The organism is Halomonas shengliensis (assembly GCF_900104135.1).
Classification (GTDB): Bacteria; Pseudomonadota; Gammaproteobacteria; order Pseudomonadales; family Halomonadaceae; genus Halomonas; species Halomonas shengliensis.
In genome coordinates this window covers 321,589-334,965 of sequence record NZ_FNIV01000004.1, presented here as the reverse complement: position 1 = coordinate 334,965, position 13,377 = coordinate 321,589, and the positions used below count along the sequence as shown (strand labels likewise).

Here is a 13,377-nt window from a genome sequence, read left to right as displayed (position 1 = left end):
GCGGCGTCAGGCCTCGTCCAGGGGCCCGCGGCGCACCAGCGCCCAGACGTGCTCCCGGAAGCCGCTGCCCGCCTCCGGCTCGCCGCGCGCTAGCAGGGTAAGCCGGAAGTTGGGAGCGAAGAGCTCGCGTACCTCCGCCTCCGATACGTGGAAGGGCGGTCCGGCCTGCTCCTCGCCGGGGGCTCGGGTGAGCGCGACCAGCAGCCCTCGCGCCCCCGGGGGAATCAGCTGGGCCAGGTGGAAGGCGTAGCGCTGGCGGGTCGCCGGCGGCAGGGCGATCAGCGCGGCGCGATCGTAGAAGGCACCGATCTCCGCCGCCTGCTCGATATGGAAGTGGAAGACATCGCCGCGCCACAGCTCGACGCTACCCTGGCGACACACCTCGAAGCCCGCCTGACGGTAGCGCGACACCGGCTCGCCGCCCTCGGCCAGGAACTGCTCGACCGCCTCGGGGGCGAGCTCGATCCCCAGCACCGGATGGCCCTGCCGGGCCAGCCAGCGCATGTCGAGGCTCTTGCCACACAGCGGCACCAGCACCTTGGTGCCGGCGGGCACCGCGAGGCCCGGCCAGTGGCGTCGCAGCGCCGGATGTGGGGCGTCTCGGTGGAAGCCGATGCGCCCCTCCCGCCAGCGGGCCAGCCACGCGTTCTCCATCTCCGGTTCTTCCTTCATGGGCTCAGAACCAGCGATCGCGCTTGCGGCGGCGGCGCGGCAGGTGGGGGATGACCAGCCCCACCAGCAGGCCGGCGCCGGCCACGCCGCCGCCATACATGAAGTAGCGCAGCAGCAGGTCCTCCTCGCGGGTATCCAGGCGCGCCTGGAGGTCACGCACGGCCTCGCGGGAGCTTGTCGCCTCGCCGTCCAGCTCGTGGTTACGCGCCTCCAGCTCGGCGATACGCGCATCGCGCACCTCCAGGGTCTCGCGCAGCGTCGCGATACGCTCCTCCCAGGTCGCGTTGATCCCCTCGAGCTCGGCCTCCAGCTCGGCGACGCGCTGCTGGAGCTCGGGCAGGCGCACCTGGGCGCTGGGGGCCTCCTGAAGCTGGCCGCTGGGCACCCAGACGACGTCGCCGCCGGGGCCGCGCACCCGGGTGTAGTCGCCGGAGGTCTCGAGGCGCTCGACGGGCTCGCCGGCGGTCAGGGTGCCGACGATACGGTAGCCGTCGGTGGGGCCGCTGCGCACATAGGTGGTAAGGGCATCGGAGACCCAGACGGTGTCGCCCGCCTGCTGATCCTCCTGGGCCGAGAGCGGCAGGGCCAGCAGGCCCAGCAGCAGCCCCAGGCCGAGTCGCGATGTGATGTGGTGTGTCGTCATGCCGTGGTCCTGGCTGAAAAGTCCTGGCGGATGCAGTCCGCATGATGGCTCGGGTTCTGCGCGATGCGTGGGTGCCGCGGGCCTCCTGCCCGCGGCACCGCGATGCTTGTTCACAGCTGCTGTGGACAACCGTCGGGACAACCGTGGGAAAGCGTCGCGGCGGCGGCACCCCATGGGCGCTCGGCGTGACTGGTCACTTCCTGACCAGCGACGGGTCCCGCAGGTGGCTCAGGGTAGCACACTCGCCCGGCAGCCAGGCTGGCTCCCGGCCGGCGCGACCCGTATAATAATGGCCTGTTTTCCATTGGCCCTTCCCGTCGATTCATGGCCAGGGCCAACGCCACCCCGCCGCCGGCGGCTCGCCGTCGCGAGCGTCGACCATTCCCGAATCCACCGGTGACAGACGTCGGGCGCCTGGCGCCACGACCCAATTCTTATGGCGAAGAAACTCTTCATCAAGACGCACGGCTGCCAGATGAACGAGTACGATTCCGCCCGCATGGCGGATCTGCTCGGCGAATCCCACCGCCTCGAGCTTACCGACGACGAGCGCGAGGCGGACGTCATCCTGCTCAATACCTGCTCGATCCGCGAGAAGGCCCAGGAGAAGGTCTTCCACCAGCTCGGCCGCTGGAAGAAGCTCAAGGAGGCCAACCCCGACCTGGTGATCGGGGTGGGTGGCTGCGTGGCCAGCCAGGAGGGCGAGGCGCTGCGCAAGCGCGCGCCCCACGTCGACATGGTGTTCGGCCCCCAGACCCTGCACCGGGTGCCGGCCATGCTCGACTCGCGCCAGCAGAGCCAGATCTCGGTGGTGGATGTCACCTTCCCGGAGATCGAGAAGTTCGACCACCTGCCCAAGCCGAGCTCCGACGGCGCCACCGCCTTCGTCTCGGTGATGGAGGGGTGCTCCAAGTACTGCACCTTCTGCGTGGTGCCCTACACCCGCGGCGAGGAGGTCTCGCGCCCCTTCGAGGCGGTGATGGACGAGGTGATCCACCTGGCCGACCAGGGCGTGCGCGAGATCAACCTGCTGGGCCAGAACGTCAATGCCTACCGCGGCGAGAACCGGCTGGGCGACGAGATCGACCTGGCCGAGCTGATCGCCTGCGTGGCCGCGGTGGAGGGAATCGACCGCATTCGTTTCACCACCTCTCACCCGGTGGAGTTCTCCGACAGCCTCATCGAGGCCTATGGCGAGATCCCGGAGCTGGTCAGCCACCTGCACCTGCCGGTGCAGGCCGGCTCCGACCGGGTGCTCGCCGCCATGAAGCGTGGCCACGGCGTGGAGGAGTATGTCGACAAGCTGGAGCGCATCCGTGCGCTGCGTCCCGACATCAGCTTCTCCTCGGACTTCATCGTCGGCTTCCCCGGCGAGACCGAGGCCGACTTCGAGGCCACCATGGACCTGATCCATCGCATCGGCTTCGACCACTCCTTCAGCTTCGTCTACTCGGCCCGCCCGGGCACCCCGGCGGCCAGCCTCGAGGATGACACCCCGGAGGCGACCAAGAAGCAGCGCCTGGCGATCCTCCAGGAGCGCATCAACCAGCAGACCATGCAGATCAGCCGGCGCATGGTGGGCACCACCCAGCGTATCCTGGTCACCGGCTTCGCGCCTCGGGACCCGGGCCAGCTCTCGGGGCGCACCGAGAACAACCGGGTGGTCAACTTCCGCGCCCCCAACCCCACCGAGCTGATTGGTGTCTTCGTCGACGTGGAGATCAGCGAGGCATTGCCCAACTCGCTGCGCGGCGAGCTTGCCTCCCCGGCGATCTACTGACATAGGCAGGAGTCTTGCTGCCGGGGCTGATCCGGCGGTAGACCCCGGGACGCCGGACCGACCATGAGGCGCTGTGAACCATTCCCTGGACGCTACCGACGCCCTGCTTCGCTCTCGCGTCCTGCTTCACTTGCAGGACCGGTGCTGGCCATCCATGGCCAGCCCGTTCGAAGCAGTGCTTCTCACCCCTGGCGTGGGACGTCCTCTTCGGTCTGCCCCCGCCGGCGCCCCTGGGCGCGAGAACCACATTCCGGACGCGATAGCCCTTCACACATTGCCCCGGCAATCGCCGGGGCAGTAAGCTGAGCCCAACCATTCACCATCCAGGGGACCCGCCCGCCTTGAGCCAGCCAGCCTCCCAGGCCAACCGCATCATCACCCTGACCCTCGAACCCAACGACCCCCGCCGCCTGGCCACCCTGTGCGGCCAGCGCGACGAGCACCTCAAGCTGGTGGAGTCGCGGCTGGGCATCACCCTGCGCAACCGCGGCAACATCTTCCAGCTGGCCGGGCCCATCCACCGGGTCAAGGCCGCCGCCAACCTGCTGGAGCACCTCTACCGCGAGACCGAGGCCAGCGACCTCGCTCCGGACACCGTGCACCTCTTCCTCCAGGAGTCGGGCCTCGAGGCCCTCGAGGAGGACGAGGGTGGCGCCGACGAGGGCGAGGTGCTGATCCGCACCCCGCGCACCCTGATCAAGCCCCGCGGCCTCAACCAGCAGGGCTATGTGCAGAGCATCCGCGCCCACGACATCAACTTCGGCATCGGGCCGGCGGGTACCGGCAAGACCTACCTGGCCGTGGCCGCCGCGGTGGAGGCCCTCAACCAGCAGGAGGTGCGTCGCATCCTGCTGGTGCGCCCGGCGGTGGAGGCCGGCGAGAAGCTCGGCTTCCTGCCCGGCGACCTGGCCCAGAAGATCGACCCCTACCTGCGCCCGCTCTACGACGCCCTCTACGAGATGATCGGCTTCGAGCAGGTGGCCAAGCTGATCGAGCGCCAGGTGATCGAGATCGCCCCGCTCGCCTACATGCGCGGACGCACCCTGAACAACGCCTTCATCATCCTCGACGAGAGCCAGAACACCACCCGCGAGCAGATGAAGATGTTCCTGACCCGCATCGGCTTCGGCTCCACCGCGGTGATCACCGGCGACGTCACCCAGGTCGACCTGCCCCGCGGCCAGAGCTCGGGGCTGATCCAGGTGCTCGAGGTGCTCAAGGGCACTCCCGGCATCGGTGTCACCCACTTCGCCGCCAAGGACGTGGTGCGCCACCCGCTGGTGCAGCGCATCATCGAGGCCTACGACAGCTTCGAGGCCGAGCAGGAGGCTGCCGAGCGCGCCCGCAAGGAGGCCCGCGATCAGGAGCGCGAGGCGCTGCGCCAGGAGCGCCTGGAGCGCCGCGACCGCGAGCGAGACGACTCATGACCCCTGCCCATGTCGACCGCCAGGCGGCGATCGAGGCCGAGGGGCTGCCCAGCCAGGCCGACCTCGAGCGTTGGGTGGGGGCGGTGCTCGCCCGCCACCCCGAGGAGACGCGCATCGAGCTCACCGTGCGCCTGGTGGACACCGAGGAGAGCCGCGCGCTCAACCGCGACTACCGCGGCCGCGACAGGCCCACCAACGTGCTCTCCTTCCCCTTCGAGTGCCCGCCCGGCGTGGCCCTGCCGCTGCTCGGCGACCTGGTGGTCTGCCACCCGGTGGTGGTGGCCGAGGCCGCCGAGCAGGACAAGCCCCTCGGAGATCACTACGCTCACATGGTGGTGCACGGTACCCTGCACCTGCTCGGCCATGACCATCTCGAGGACGACGAGGCCGAGTCCATGGAGGCGCTCGAGCGCGAGATACTGGACGGACTGGGGATCGCCGACCCCTATCGAACGGCGCCCGACAGCGAGGAGGAGTGACCCGACCCATGAGCGAAGACCGATCGAGTAGCCAGGACCACCGGTCCTGGTTCGAGAAGCTGCTCAACGCCCTCACCGGCGACAGCGACGAGCCCAGCTCCCGGGACGAGCTGCTGGAGTTCCTGCGCCAGGCGGCCAGCCGCCTCAAGCTCGAGCAGGACGCCATGATGATCATCGAGGGCGCCCTGCAGATCAGCGACCAGCAGGTCCGCGAGGTGCTGATCCCGCGCTCCCAGGTCACCGCCATCGCCCTGGACCAGCCGCTGGAGGAGTACCTGCCGGTGATCCTGGAGACCGGCCACTCCCGCTACCCGGTGATCGGCGAGAACCTCGACGAGGTCAAGGGCATCCTGCTGGCCAAGGACCTGCTGCCGCTGCTGCGCGGCGGCCAGCAGAATGGCCGCCCCTTCCGCCTGGAGGAGGTGGTGCGCCCGGCGCTCTTCGTGCCGGAGTCCAAGCGCCTCAACAGCCTGCTCAAGGAGTTCCAGAGCACCCACAACCACATGGCGATCGTGGTGGACGAGTACGGCGGCACCGCCGGCATCGTCACCATCGAGGATATCCTCGAGGAGATCGTCGGCGAGATCGAGGACGAGCACGACGCCGACGAGGAGGAGGATATCCGCGAGCTGGAGGGAGGGCGCTTCGCGATCCGCGCCCTCACCCCCATCGAGGACTTCAACGAGCGCTTCGAGACCCGCTTCTCCGACGAGGAGTTCGATACCCTGGGGGGCCTGGTGATGCAGCGCTTCGGCCACCTGCCCGCCCGCGGCGAGCACACCGTGATCGGCGGCTGGCGCTTCACCGTGCTCAACGCCGACAACCGGCGCATCCGCCTGCTCGAGGCCGAACGCTGCGAGGCCGACGAGCCCGACGCCAACGACTGACGCCATCGCCACGGAGGGCTCCCATGCCGGCGTTTCGCCTCTCCCCCGCCCTGGGCTGTCTGCTGGCCCTGGCGGCGGGTGTGTTCACCACCCTCTCCGCCGCCCCCTTCCAGCTCTGGTGGCTGGGCCCGGTGGCCGCGGGTCTGCTCTATACGGGCCTGAGCGCCCTCTCTCCCGGCCAGGCCGCCCTGCGCGGCGCCTGCTACGGCCTCGGCCTGTTCGGCGCCGGTGCCTCCTGGGTCTTCGTGTCGATCCACGACTACGGCTACACCGGCGTGCCCCTGGCGCTGGCACTCACCGCCCTGTTCGTGGCCGGCCTCTCGCTGTTCCCCGCCGTGACCCTGTGGGCCTACCGCCGCCTCACCGGGCCCAGGCTTGCCTGGCTCAGCTTCGCCGGCGCCTGGGTGCTGGGCGAGTGGCTGCGCACCTGGCTGTTCACCGGCTTCCCCTGGCTGCTGCTGGGCACCTCCCAGGTCGACTCCCCGCTGGCCCCCTGGGCGCCGGTGGGCGGGGTCTACCTGCTCTCGCTGCTCACCGCGCTCACCGGCACCCTGGGTGTCGAGCTGCTGCGCCGGCGTGCCTGGACCGCCGTGCCGCTGGCCGCAGTGTGGCTACTGCCCCTGGCGCTGCCCGCCCAGTGGACCCAGCCCACCGGTGAACCGCTGCGAGTCGCCCTGCTGCAGGGCAACCTCGACCAGACCATCAAGTGGAGCGCCGAGGGGCAGCGCGAGGCGGCCAACCGCTACGCCGAGCTCACCCGCGCCCAGCCCGACGACCTGGACCTGATCGTCTGGCCCGAGGCGGCGCTGCCGATGTTCGAGCGCGAGGCGCGCCCGATCCTCGAGCGGGTGCAATCCAACCTGGCCCCGCGGACCGCGCTGCTCACCGGCATCCTGCAGCGCGACGGCGAGGGACTCTACTACAACAGCGTGATCGGCCTGGGCGACGTCGAGGGCGCGTACCGCAAGCGCCACCTGGTGCCCTTCGGCGAGTACCTGCCGCTGGAACCGCTGCTCGCCGGCACCATCGCCTTCTTCGACCTGCCCATGCCGGCGATGACTCCGGGGCCCGAGGGGCAGGGGCCGATCGTCGTGGGCGGCACCGCCATCGGCAACGCCATCTGCTACGAGATCATCTACGCCGACCAGGTGGCCGCCCAGGCACGCCACAGCGAGCTCTTGCTGACTGTCTCCAACGATACCTGGTTCGGGCGCTCCATCGGCCCGCTGCAGCACCTGCAGATGGCACGGCTGCGCGCCCTGGAGAACGGCCGCTACCTGATGCGCGCCACCAGCAACGGTGTCACAGCCCTCATCGACGCGCGCGGCGAGGTGATAGCGCGCGCCCCGCAGTTCGAGATGGCAAGCCTCGCCGGCGAGGTACAGCCCATGACGGGCCTGACGCCCTTCACCCGCACCGGCAGCTGGCCCGCCTGGCTGCTCGCCGCGCTGATGGTGCTGCCGGGCCTGCGGCGGCGTCGCATACAGAGTTGAGAGCGGCCAAGCGGCCAAATCTACCTAGGCTGTGCCCACAAGAAACCCCCGTCGGATCCGATCCGACGGGGGGGTTGGTTTTCTACCTTGGCCCTGCCGCCCGTCACCGACCGGCTTGGCGCTTACTTCTCGCCCAGCACCTCGGGGATGGTCATCTTGACGTAGCGCCCCGGGGCCGGCTCGAGGATATCCAGCTCGCCGTCGCCGGGCTGGCGGGCCGGCACCAGCTTCTCGGGGTCGGCGTAGCCGTTGTCGGTCATCCACGCCTGCCAGTGGGGCCACCAGGAGCCCTCATGCTGCTCGGCCCCCTCGAGCCATGCCTCGTGGGTCTCGGGCAGCGCGTCGTTGGTCCAGTAGCCGTACTTGTTCTTGTGCGGCGGGTTGACCACCCCGGCGATATGGCCCGAGCCACCCAGCACGAACTTGACCGGCCCCTTGGGCAGCAGGGCGCCGTAGTAGGTGCTGTTCCAGCGGGCGATATGATCCTCCCGGGTGGAGAGGAAGTAGCTCGGCGTGGAGACCTTGCGCAGGTCGATCTTGACGCCGTCGAGCTCGATGCCGCCGGGCTGGACCAGGCGGTTCTCCATGTACATGTGGCGCAGGTACCAGCCGTGGGTGGCCGCCGGCAGGTTGGTGCCGTCGGTGTTCCAGTAGAGCAGGTCGAAGGGTGCCGGCACGTCGCCCTTCAGGTAGTTGCTGATATAGAAGGACCAGAAGAGGTCGTTCTCGCGCAGCAGGTTGAAGCTGAAGGCCATCACCCGGCCATCCAGGTAGCCATCGCGCGCCATCTTGGCCTCGATGCCCTGCAGCACGGGCTCGTTGAGGAAGACGCCGATCTCGCCGGGATCGCGGAAGTCCTGCAGCGTGGTCATGTAGGTGACCGACTTCACCTTGCGCCCGCGGCGAGTGCTGGTCAGGTAGGCCACGGTGGAGGCCGCCAGGGTCCCGCCCACGCAGTAGCTGAGTAAGTTGACCGACTTCTCGCCGGTGGCCTGCTCGATCGCCGCCATGGCATCGATGGGTCCCAGCTGCATGTAGTCGGCCCAGGTCAGGTCGCGCTGCTCGGGCCCGGGGTTGCGCCAGGAGATCAGGAACACTGTGTGCCCCTGCCCCACTAGCCACTTCACGAAGGAGTTATCCTCGCGCAGGTCGAGGATGTAGTACTTGTTGATCCAGGGCGGCACCACCAGCAGCGGGGTCTTGTAGACCTGCTCGGTGGTGGGGGCGTACTGGATCAGCTGGATCAGCTCGTTCTCGAAGACCACCGAGCCCGGGGTGACGGCGATGTTGCGGCCCACCTCGAAGGCGCTGCGGTCGGTCATGGTGACGTTGAGCCCCTCGGCGGAGTTGGCGAGGTCCTGGCGCAGCCGGGCCAGGCCGTCAACCAGGTTCTGGCCCTGGGTCTCCATGGTCCGGCGCATCACCTCCGGGTTGGTGGTGACGAAGTTGGTGGGCGACATGGCGTTGACCAGCTGGCGGGCATAGAAGTCGAGGCGTCGCTTCTGTTCCGCCGGCAGCTCGAGGCCGTCGATCAGCTCCTCCACCAGCCGCGAGAAGAGCAGGTACTGCTGCATGATCGCCAGGTAGTAGGGGTCCTGGGTCCAGGCCTCGTCCTTGAAGCGCCGATCGCCCTTGGCCGGCGTGACCAGCGGCTCCACCGGCTCGCCGGCCATGGCGCGCAGGCCGTTCTGCCACAGCTGGACCTGGTCCTGCAGCAGCCGCGCCTGGGTCTGCCACAGCTGGGGCGGGTTGCCCATCAGCGACTCGGCCGCCGCCTGGAAGCTTGAACGCATGTCCTCATAGACGGAGTCGGCGGCATCGCTGGGCACCATGCGCTCCAGCAGGTCGCCCATCAGGTGACGATACTCCTCGCCGATCTGCTGGAGCTGGGCGTTCCACGCCTCCAGCTCGGCCTGTGTCGGTGCTTGAACCCCTGGCTGCATTGAACCCTCCCGGTGCGTCGGCTATGCCGAGCCGACGTCAGACAGCATGCGTCGCCGCCCTCCTGGGGAGGGCGGCGGTTCGATCGGTGACCTGCGATGGCAGGCGGGCAGGATGCCGGCGCCTCAGCTCTTGGTGCTGCCGCCGCGCGAGGACTGCGCCTTGGCCGGCTGCTCGCTCTTCTCGGCCTTGGCCGCCGCGCCCTGCGCCTGGGCGGCGGCGCCCTGCTGGGCCTCACCCAGGGCCTTGGCCTGCTCGGTGAAGAGCTTCTCCATCTCGGCCTTGAACTCCATGCTCATCTCGGAGAGCGCCTTGGCGTCCTCCATCATCTGCTCGGAGAGCTGGTTCATCATCTCGGCCTGGCGTGTGCCGAAGTCACGCAGGCTGTCGGCGTCCTTGACCTCGCTGGCGTCGCGCAGCCGCTCGGTGCCCATCTGGCTGTAGCGCTTCATGGACTCCATCTGGTACTGCGAGAGCTTCTCCATGTTGTCCAGCATCAGGGAGTTGAGCTTGCGCATCGGCTCGAAGAACTTGCGGGTCTGCTCGTTGAAGTTTTCGATCATCTTGTCCTGCATGGGGAATCCTCCCGTGATGGTTTCGCCTGGCGGGTGTTGCACCCGCCATGTTGCACTGCACAAAGCCTAGTCTGCCAGCGCCCATGTTGCAAGAGAGCTACAAGACAGCGGCAAGACGATGAAAGGCGACGGCGGCGAGCTTACTCCTCCCGCTTGGTGCGTGACCGAGCACTGGCGGTGCCCTTCTTCTGGCTGGAGGTGCCGGCCTTGCGGGAGGAGCTGGCCGAGGCAGTGCCCGCGGCCTTCGTCCCCGCCGAGGCGCCGGACTCGCTCACCTCACCGCCCGAGGCATCGCGACCCTGGGCGGCCGACTGGCCGGCCTGCTTGAGCATGTCGAGCATCATCTGCTGGTAGGTGCCGAAGCTGGAGAGCCCCTGGGAGAGGCCCTGGGAGAGCCCCTGGGTCAGCCCCTGCCCCATGCCGGACTGCTGCAGGAAGGGCTGCATCAGGCTCATGGGATCGTAGCCCTCGACACCGGATTCCATCTGCCGCTGGATGCGATCCAGCAAGTCCTTCTGGAAACCGGCCACGTCGGGCAGGCCCAGCGCCTGGCGGAACTCGTCGGGGGTGAGGTCGAACTCGACGTTGATCTTCATGGTGGCGGCCTTGTCCTTGGGGTCCAGTCCGCAGTGTAGCAGGCCGCCGGCGCCATCCCTCAACGAGGGTGGCGTCCGGCGCCGTCGCCCTTCGCTGTCACCACGCCACCCTCAAGACGTCGGGACGCCGTCAGCGCAGCACCGGGGTCTCCACCCGCACCTCGGCGTTCTGGGCGCGATGGCGCAGCAGGTGGTCCATCAGGGTCAGCGCCATCATCGCCTCGGCGATGGGGGTGGCGCGGATGCCCACGCAGGGGTCGTGGCGCCCCCGGGTGACTACCTCCACCGGGTTGCCGTGGACGTCGATGCTGCGCCCGGGCGTGGTGATGCTGGAGGTGGGCTTGAGCGCCAGGTGGGCGATGATCGCCTGGCCGCTGGAGATGCCCCCCAGCACCCCGCCGGCGTGGTTGGAGAGGAAGCCCGCGGGGGTCATCTCGTCACGGTGCTCGCTGCCGCGGCTGGCCACGCTGGCGAAGCCGTCGCCGATCTCCACCCCCTTGACCGCGTTGATGCTCATCAGGCCGTGGGCCAGCTCGGCATCGAGGCGGTCGAACACCGGTTCGCCGAGGCCCGGCGGCACCCCCTCGGCGACCACGGTGATCCGCGCGCCCACCGAATCCTGGTCGCGGCGCAGCTGGTCCATGTAGGCCTCGAGCTCCGGCACGCGGTCGGGGTCGGGGCAGAAGAAGGGATTGGCGTCCACCGCCTCCCACTCCCGGAAGTCGATGGCGATGGGGCCGAGCTGGCTCATATAGCCGCGCACCACGATGCCCTGGGCCGCCAGGTACTTCTTGGCGATCGCCCCGGCGGCCACCCGCATGGCGGTCTCCCGGGCGCTGGAGCGCCCACCGCCGCGGTAGTCGCGGATGCCGTACTTGTGGTGGTAGCTGTAGTCGGCGTGGGCCGGGCGGAACTGGTCCTTGATCTTCGAGTAGTCCTTGGAGCGCTGGTCGGTGTTCTCGATCACAAGGCCGATCGAGGTGCCGGTGGTCACCCCCTCGAAGACTCCGGAGAGGATCCTCACCCGGTCGGGCTCGCGGCGCTGGGTGGTGTGGCGCGAGGTGCCCGGCCGGCGGCGGTCGAGGTCACGCTGCAGGTCCTCCTCGGACAGCGGCAGCCCCGGCGGGCAGCCGTCGACGATGGCGCCCAGCGCCGGGCCATGGCTCTCGCCGAAGGTGGTGACGGTGAACAGCTTGCCGAAGGTGTTGCCGGACATGGGCGCGTCTCCTTGAGGGGGCGGGGATCAGGCGAAGGACGCCGCATGGGCGTCGAGTTCCTCGGCGGTGAGGGCGAAGACGCCCTGGCCGCCGCGCTCGAAGTCGAGCCACAGGAAGGACACCTCGGGGAAGGCGGCCTCCAGGTGGTGGTCGGAGTTGCCCACCTCGACGATCAGCACGCCGTGGTCGTTCAGGTGGGCGCGGGCCTCGCGCAGGATGCGGCGCACGATCGCCAGGCCGTCGTCGCCGGCCCCCAGCGCCAGGGCCGGCTCGTGGCGGAACTCGGCGGGCATGGTGGCGAGGTCACGGGCGTCGACATAGGGCGGGTTGGAGACGATCAAGTCATAGCGCCCCGGCAGCGCCGCGAAGAGGTCCGAGTGTACCGCGCGCACCCGCTCGCCGACGTCGTGGCGGCCGATGTTGCGCCGCGCCACCGCCAGCGCCTCCTCGCTGATGTCGGAGAGGTCCACCTCGCAGGTAGGCAGGTGAAGCGCGGTGGCGATACCGATGCAGCCCGAGCCGGTGCACAGGTCGAGCACCCGCGCCGGCGGCTCCTCGGGGAACCAGGCGGCGAAGCCCGACTCCACCAGCTCGGCGATGGGCGAGCGCGGGATCAGCACCCGCTCGTCGACGTCGAAGGGCAGGCCGGCGAACCACGCCTCGCCGAGCAGGTAGGGCAGCGGCCGGCGGGTCGTGATGCGGGCCCGCACCAGGGCCACGATGCGCTCACGCTCCATGGGCAGCAGGCGCGCGTCGAGTACCGCCGGGTCGACGTTCCAGGGCAGGTGCAGGGCCCCCAGGGTCAGCGCCACCGCCTCGTCCCAGGGCGACTCGGTGCCATGGCCGTGGAACAGCCCGGCGAGGTGGAACTCGCTGGCCGCCCAGCGCAGGCAATCGCGCAGGGTGAACAGCTCGGCGACCAGGCGGTCGTCATCGAGGGCGAGGGAGGAGGTCGCGCGGGGGGCGTGCGGGTCGGCCAAGGGAGCACCTGAACATCGTGGGGAAAGCCGCGATTGTAACCCGGCGCGCCGGTTCACAGCCACGCCGCGCCGGGTATACTGGGCGCCCACGCCAACCGACCCGACTCCCATGAGCCGAGACTGCCACCGCCCGGACGACGACGAGATCAGCGCCTTCCGCCAGGCCCTGCGCGAGGCCGGGGTGCGCCGCATCGCCCGCAACCGCGCCGACCCCGGCCGCCCCCGCCGCGAGGACCCGGCCGCCGCCGCGCGCCGCGCCGCCGCCCAGGCCGCCGGCGAGGAGAGCAGCACGGGCCGCACCTCCGACGGCCGTGTCGAGGCGGTGCGCCCCTCGGAGTATCTGGAATTCTTCCTGCCCGACCTCCCCTGGCGGGAGCGTAGCCGCCTGAAGCGCGGCGAGCTGGCCTGGGAGGCGGGGCTGGACCTGCATGGCTACACCCTGGACGAGGCGCGGGCCGAGCTCGAGAGCTTCCTGCGCGACGCCGGCGCCGAGGGACGCCGCTGCCTGCTGGTGGTACACGGCAAGGCATGGGGAGTCGACGGCAACTACCCGGTGATCAAGAGCCACGTCAACGCCTGGCTGCGCGAATGGCCGGGGGTGCTGGCCTTCTGCTCGGCCACCGATGCCGACGGCGGTACCGGCGCCGTCTACGTGCTGCTGCGCCGGCGCGGCACACCCTGATCCCT

13 protein-coding genes are annotated in these 13,377 nt (G+C 69.7%); 6 read left to right on the top strand and 7 right to left on the bottom strand.

The features are described 5' to 3' along the window. Positions 1-6: 6 nt before the first annotated feature. Together BLP95_RS08420 and BLP95_RS08415 are read right to left on the bottom strand one after the other, a co-directional pair. On the bottom strand, positions 7-654 hold the full coding sequence (locus BLP95_RS08420; RefSeq protein ID WP_089678192.1) for a thiopurine S-methyltransferase: 648 nt from the start codon (positions 652-654) through the stop codon (positions 7-9). 22 nt (positions 655-676) lie between these two features. Continuing rightward, positions 677-1,315: a TIGR04211 family SH3 domain-containing protein gene (locus tag BLP95_RS08415; RefSeq protein WP_089678190.1), complete on the bottom strand. Its 639-nt coding sequence runs from the start codon at positions 1,313-1,315 to the stop codon at positions 677-679. A 436-nt stretch (positions 1,316-1,751) separates the two neighbouring features. Between BLP95_RS08415 and miaB the strand changes: the two genes are divergently transcribed. The 5 genes from miaB (at position 1,752) to lnt (ending at position 7,381) form a co-directional block, all read left to right on the top strand. Continuing rightward, positions 1,752-3,095 carry a tRNA (N6-isopentenyl adenosine(37)-C2)-methylthiotransferase MiaB gene (miaB, locus tag BLP95_RS08410; RefSeq protein WP_089678188.1) on the top strand — a complete coding sequence of 448 codons (1,344 nt, stop codon included), beginning with the start codon at positions 1,752-1,754 and terminating at the stop codon, positions 3,093-3,095. 341 nt (positions 3,096-3,436) lie between these two features. After that, the gene (locus BLP95_RS08405; protein WP_089678185.1) at positions 3,437-4,522 is read left to right on the top strand and encodes a PhoH family protein; all 1,086 of its coding nucleotides are present in this window, start codon (positions 3,437-3,439) and stop codon (positions 4,520-4,522) included. Beyond that, positions 4,519-5,001 (top strand): rRNA maturation RNase YbeY, encoded by a 483-nt coding sequence (ybeY, locus tag BLP95_RS08400; RefSeq protein WP_089678183.1) that lies wholly within the window; start codon positions 4,519-4,521, stop codon positions 4,999-5,001. The genes BLP95_RS08405 and ybeY overlap by 4 nt, the downstream gene beginning before the upstream one ends. 8 nt (positions 5,002-5,009) lie before the next feature. Continuing rightward, positions 5,010-5,888, top strand: a complete 879-nt coding sequence (locus tag BLP95_RS08395) for a CorC family transporter (protein ID WP_089678181.1) — start codon at positions 5,010-5,012, stop codon at positions 5,886-5,888. Positions 5,889-5,911: 23 nt separating this feature from the next. Then, positions 5,912-7,381 carry an apolipoprotein N-acyltransferase gene (gene lnt / locus BLP95_RS08390; RefSeq protein ID WP_089678179.1) on the top strand — a complete coding sequence of 490 codons (1,470 nt, stop codon included), beginning with the start codon at positions 5,912-5,914 and terminating at the stop codon, positions 7,379-7,381. Positions 7,382-7,503: 122 nt separating this feature from the next. Here lnt and phaC read toward each other — a convergent pair whose 3' ends face one another. From phaC to prmB, 5 genes are all read right to left on the bottom strand, one after another. Continuing rightward, entirely contained in the window at positions 7,504-9,324 is a 1,821-nt protein-coding gene (gene phaC / locus BLP95_RS08385) for a class I poly(R)-hydroxyalkanoic acid synthase (RefSeq protein ID WP_089678177.1), read from the bottom strand. A 123-nt stretch (positions 9,325-9,447) separates the two neighbouring features. Beyond that, positions 9,448-9,897: a phasin family protein gene (locus BLP95_RS08380; RefSeq protein ID WP_023005651.1), complete on the bottom strand. Its 450-nt coding sequence runs from the start codon at positions 9,895-9,897 to the stop codon at positions 9,448-9,450. A gap of 140 nt (positions 9,898-10,037) precedes the next feature. Continuing rightward, positions 10,038-10,493, bottom strand: a complete 456-nt coding sequence (locus BLP95_RS08375) for a hypothetical protein (protein WP_089678175.1) — start codon at positions 10,491-10,493, stop codon at positions 10,038-10,040. A 130-nt stretch (positions 10,494-10,623) separates the two neighbouring features. Further along, entirely contained in the window at positions 10,624-11,709 is a 1,086-nt protein-coding gene (gene aroC, locus BLP95_RS08370; protein ID WP_089678173.1) for a chorismate synthase, read from the bottom strand. Positions 11,710-11,736: 27 nt separating this feature from the next. Then, positions 11,737-12,690 carry a 50S ribosomal protein L3 N(5)-glutamine methyltransferase gene (gene prmB, locus BLP95_RS08365; protein ID WP_245678714.1) on the bottom strand — a complete coding sequence of 318 codons (954 nt, stop codon included), beginning with the start codon at positions 12,688-12,690 and terminating at the stop codon, positions 11,737-11,739. Positions 12,691-12,799: 109 nt separating this feature from the next. Here prmB and BLP95_RS08360 point away from each other — a divergent pair, with 109 nt between their 5' ends. After that, entirely contained in the window at positions 12,800-13,372 is a 573-nt protein-coding gene (locus BLP95_RS08360; RefSeq protein ID WP_089678169.1) for a Smr/MutS family protein, read from the top strand. Positions 13,373-13,377 lie beyond the last annotated feature (5 nt).

Bases quoted from the DNA above. Each gene is read 5' to 3' on its own strand.
- BLP95_RS08420 (WP_089678192.1), bottom strand. From the start codon at position 654: ATGGAGAACGCGTGGCTGGCCCGCTGGCGGGAGGGGCGCATCGGCTTC.
- BLP95_RS08415 (WP_089678190.1), bottom strand. From the start codon at position 1,315: ATGACGACACACCACATCACATCGCGACTCGGCCTGGGGCTGCTGCTG.
- miaB (WP_089678188.1), top strand. From the start codon at position 1,752: ATGGCGAAGAAACTCTTCATCAAGACGCACGGCTGCCAGATGAACGAG.
- ybeY (WP_089678183.1), top strand. From the start codon at position 4,519: ATGACCCCTGCCCATGTCGACCGCCAGGCGGCGATCGAGGCCGAGGGG.
- BLP95_RS08395 (WP_089678181.1), top strand. From the start codon at position 5,010: ATGAGCGAAGACCGATCGAGTAGCCAGGACCACCGGTCCTGGTTCGAG.
- lnt (WP_089678179.1), top strand. From the start codon at position 5,912: ATGCCGGCGTTTCGCCTCTCCCCCGCCCTGGGCTGTCTGCTGGCCCTG.
- phaC (WP_089678177.1), bottom strand. From the start codon at position 9,324: ATGCAGCCAGGGGTTCAAGCACCGACACAGGCCGAGCTGGAGGCGTGG.
- BLP95_RS08380 (WP_023005651.1), bottom strand. From the start codon at position 9,897: ATGCAGGACAAGATGATCGAAAACTTCAACGAGCAGACCCGCAAGTTC.
- BLP95_RS08375 (WP_089678175.1), bottom strand. From the start codon at position 10,493: ATGAAGATCAACGTCGAGTTCGACCTCACCCCCGACGAGTTCCGCCAG.
- aroC (WP_089678173.1), bottom strand. From the start codon at position 11,709: ATGTCCGGCAACACCTTCGGCAAGCTGTTCACCGTCACCACCTTCGGC.
- BLP95_RS08360 (WP_089678169.1), top strand. From the start codon at position 12,800: ATGAGCCGAGACTGCCACCGCCCGGACGACGACGAGATCAGCGCCTTC.